Source organism: Nonomuraea endophytica, from assembly GCF_014203235.1.
Classification (GTDB): domain Bacteria; phylum Actinomycetota; class Actinomycetes; order Streptosporangiales; family Streptosporangiaceae; genus Nonomuraea; species Nonomuraea endophytica.
Map to the genome: position 1 here is coordinate 1 of NZ_JACHIN010000039.1, position 3,163 is coordinate 3,163.

Annotated in this window: 2 protein-coding genes; both read left to right on the top strand. The window is 69.8% G+C overall.

Going from position 1 to position 3,163, the window contains the following annotated elements; translation table 11 throughout:
* Positions 1 to 74: 74 nt before the first annotated feature.
* Positions 75 to 512 carry a DUF6789 family protein gene (locus HNR40_RS53375; protein WP_184976627.1) on the top strand — a complete coding sequence of 146 codons (438 nt, stop codon included), beginning with the start codon at positions 75 to 77 and terminating at the stop codon, positions 510 to 512.
* An 899-nt stretch (positions 513 to 1,411) separates the two neighbouring features.
* The gene (locus HNR40_RS53380; RefSeq protein ID WP_184976629.1) at positions 1,412 to 2,920 is read left to right on the top strand and encodes an FAD-dependent oxidoreductase; all 1,509 of its coding nucleotides are present in this window, start codon (positions 1,412 to 1,414) and stop codon (positions 2,918 to 2,920) included.
* Positions 2,921 to 3,163: the final 243 nt, after the last annotated feature.

Here is a 3,163-nt window from a genome sequence, read left to right on the forward strand (position 1 = left end):
GCGGGCGTACGAGATCTTCCAGAAGAAGCAGGACGGCGCCATCAAGATCCTCCTCAACCCCTAAGGCAGGAACCATGCTGCGACAGGCAGCCGCGGGAGCCGCGGCAGGCGTCCTGGCCACGCTGACGATGAGTGCGGTCATGGTGGCCGGGCGCCGGACGGGCCTGATGAACGAGCATCCGCCCAAGAACATCGTGCGAGCGATGCTGCCAGGCTCCAAGCACCGGCCCAAGCCCGGCGAGAACATGCTGGCCGCGCTGGCGCACCTGGGGTTCGGCGCCGCGGCGGGGGCGACGTTCGGCGCGGTCGCCGGCCGCCACCGGACCTCGGCCCCGGCGGGCGCGGGCTACGGACTGGCCATCTGGCTGACCAGCTACCAAGGGTGGCTGCCAGGCCTGGACATCCTGCCGCCGATCTCCCAGGACCGTCCGGGCCGTCCCGCGGTCATGGCGGCAGGCCATGTCGTCTACGGACTCACGCTGGCCAGGGCCCTCAGGCGTCTCGCGCCCTGACGACCGCCCCGGGCGACGCGGTGACGATCGTCATCCGGATGACCGCCGCGGCCGGGCCGAACAGGAGCCGGCCCGGCCGGCTACTGGAAGGCGAACGCGCAGCGGCACAGGAGACGGGAGTGATCTTCCTGGGTTCGAGTGCGGCCGTTGCCGCTGAAGACAAGCGTACGAGGTCAGGCGTCGCGGTAGGCGCGGACGAACGCCCCGTAGAGTTCGCGCGGTAGGCGGGCCAGGCCCTTGGGGTGGAGGTTGCGCAGGAAGGCGCTGACCTGCGCGCGCGTGGGGTTCATGCCGCGTGCCAAGAGGTAGCGCGACAGGGAGCGGGTGTCGAGGACGTCGGTGTCGAAGTGGCGAGCACCTCGTCGGCGGACAGCAGACCATCCCGGTCACTGTCGAACAGATCGAAGATGTCCCGGCCGTCCCATACGATCTCGGATGTCCGCTGCGCGTCGTGCGACATGAGTGCTTTTCCTTAGGCTCGCCCATCGGGACGGTTCATCGGCTAAGCACTGCGCCTACCCTCGCGCGGCCTCTCCATTCCTGTACGGCTGAGCCGTCGCGGACGCGTCCATCAGCTTGGCCAGCAGTTCCTCCGCCTGATGGTGCTCCTCCACGCCATGGTGGACCTCCCCGCGCTCCGACGGCCTGGCCTTGGCCAGCGTGCGCGACGAACTTGGCGGCCAGCTCGGCCACCAGCGCGGGACGGTTCTCCGGCTGCCGCTTCAGCTTCTCGAAGAGCACCTCGACGCCGCGATGATCCCCTTGATGAGATCGATTACGTTCTGTGACATAGTTCCTCCTGATCGTGACGAGCCTGGTGCCACCCGGGCAAGAGCCGCATGTGACCTCGGCGGACGTTTCCGAGGTCTACCAACCGCCCACCAGGGCAGGAGCCGGGTATGAGTGCACAGTCGTACTGGATGCAGAGCGCGCCGGGGGGCACCTACCCCGTCCTGGAGGACGACCTTCAGGTGGATGTGGTGGTGGTGGGGGCGGGTATCGCGGGATTGAGTGCGGCCTGGGAGCTCGTGCGGGCTGGGCGGAGCGTGGCGGTGCTGGAGGCCGGGCGGGTCGCGGCGGGGGTGAGCGGTCATACCACGGCCAAGTTGTCGGCCCAGCACACCCTGATCTACGCCGACCTCGCCCCCTCGACGGCCCAGCTCTACGCCGAGTCGCAGCGACAGGCGGTCGAACATGTCGCAGCCACCGCGTCCGCCCTGGGCGTCGGCTGTGACCTGGAGCGGGTGCCCGCGCTCACCTACGCCGAGTCGGCCGACGGCCTCGACCGGTTGCGGGCCGAGGCCGAGGCGGCCGCGCGGGCCGGGCTGCCGGCCTCGTTCGTGACCGACAGCTCGCTGCCCTTCCCGATCGCCGGGGCCGTACGGGTGGAGAACCAGGCGCAGTTCCATCCCCGCGCCTACCTCCTCGCGCTCACCGAGGCCATGGCGGCGGAAGGCGCGCTCGTCTTCGAGGGCACGCGCGTGGTCGACTTGAAGGAGGGCGAGCCCTGCCGGCTCACCACCGAAGGCGGGCAGAGCGTGACGGCGGCCGACGTGGTCGTCGCCACGCACTATCCGATCTTCGACCGGGCTCTGCTGTTCGCCCGCCTGCGCCCCCATCGCGAACTGGTCGTGGCCGCACCCATCCCGGCCGGAAGCGACCCGGGCGCCATGTTCATCACCACCGAGCAGAACACCCGTTCCATCCGTACCGCCCCATACGGGGACGGGCAGCGGCTGCTCATCGTCACCGGCGAGTCCTTCACCCCAGGAGCCGGCCGGGTGACCGAACGACTGGACCGCCTCCGCGCCTGGACGGCCGAGCGGTTCGCGAGCGCGGAGGTGACGCACTGGTGGGCGGCCCAGGACAACAGCACCACCGACGGGCTGCCCTTCGTCGGCCCGCTCCACGTCGGGGCCAGGCACACCTACGTCGCCACCGGATTCGGCGGCTGGGGCATGAGCAACGGCGTCATGGCAGGCCTGCTGCTCAGCGCCCTGATCACCGGAGGAAAGCCGCCGTGGTCGGAGATCTACGACCCCCGGCGCCTGCATCCGCTGCGTGAAGCCGGTCCGGCGGTCAAGGCGCAGGCCACTGTCGCCCGGCACCTCGTCGGCGACCGGCTGGCCGTACACCACACAGACGACCTGACCGGACTGCCGCGCGGACAGGCAACCGTCATCAAAACCAACGGCGAACACCGCGCCGTCTACCGCGACACCGACGGCGCCCTCCACGCGGTATCGGCCATCTGCACCCACCTGCGCTGCGTCGTGGCCTTCAACGAGGCGGAACACTCCTGGGAGTGCCCCTGCCACGGCTCCCGCTTCGACGTCGACGGCGCCGTCCTGCAAGGACCCGCGGTGAAGCCGTTGCCCCCCGTCGAACTGGACGAATCAGCCGGGTAGCGCCGCGCGGCACCAATCCGGAGCAAGGTGCTCAGCCGTAAGACCCTCCCCATCCGCCACCAAGCTGCCGGCCTCGGCGGAGTCGACGAGTCCGACCTCAGGCACGGAGGGCCGATTGGCGCCCGGATGCCGCGAGTACGCGACCTGTCCGTCGTGGCGGACAGTGCCGGTTTGGTGACGTTCACTCTACTTTAAGATGAAGCGTCTTTCACGTAACGCCTTTCAGGCGTACTCTCGTCGTCA